This window comes from Actinospica durhamensis, from assembly GCF_018139695.1.
GTDB lineage: Bacteria > Actinomycetota > Actinomycetes > Streptomycetales > Catenulisporaceae > Actinospica > Actinospica durhamensis.
The window spans coordinates 1-421 of sequence record NZ_JAGSOG010000795.1 but is presented as its reverse complement, the minus strand read 5'-3'; the positions used below and the strand labels follow the sequence as shown (position 1 = coordinate 421).

At 75.3% G+C, this 421-nt stretch carries 1 protein-coding gene; it reads left to right on the top strand.

Translation table 11 applies throughout. The annotated features are described in order from the left end of the window. The first annotated feature begins 14 nt into the window (after positions 1 to 14). Positions 15 to 362: a DUF3325 domain-containing protein gene (locus KDL01_RS42265; RefSeq protein WP_212534316.1), complete on the top strand. Its 348-nt coding sequence runs from the start codon at positions 15 to 17 to the stop codon at positions 360 to 362. Positions 363 to 421 lie beyond the last annotated feature (59 nt).

Genomic DNA, 421 nt, shown 5'->3' with positions numbered 1-421 from the left:
GGGGAGCCTGAACCATGCTGGAACTGCTGCTGTGCTTCGCCGGCTGGTCCGGCATCGCGCTGGGGATGGACCGCCACCACGAGGACGCCTGGGGCCGCGAGGGTGACGCCGCACGCCTGCGTGCCCTGCGCCGTGCGGGCTGGGCCGTGCTCGCCCTGTCGCTCGCCCTCGCGGTCGGGTGGCCGCGCACGGCGGCCAGCGTGCCGCTCTCGGTCACATGGTGGGCGATCGCGCTCTCCGTATCCGCACTCGCCACCACCGCGGCCGCGACCTGGTGGCCGGGCCGGCTGCCGCGCCTGGCCGCGGCCGCCCTGGTGCTGGCGGCGCTGTGGGCCGTGCTGGGGCCGCTCGCCGCGGGTTGACGGCCGGAATCACCGGCCTCCCTTTTGTTTCCGTTTCCTGGCCCACCCGTCTTCCGACA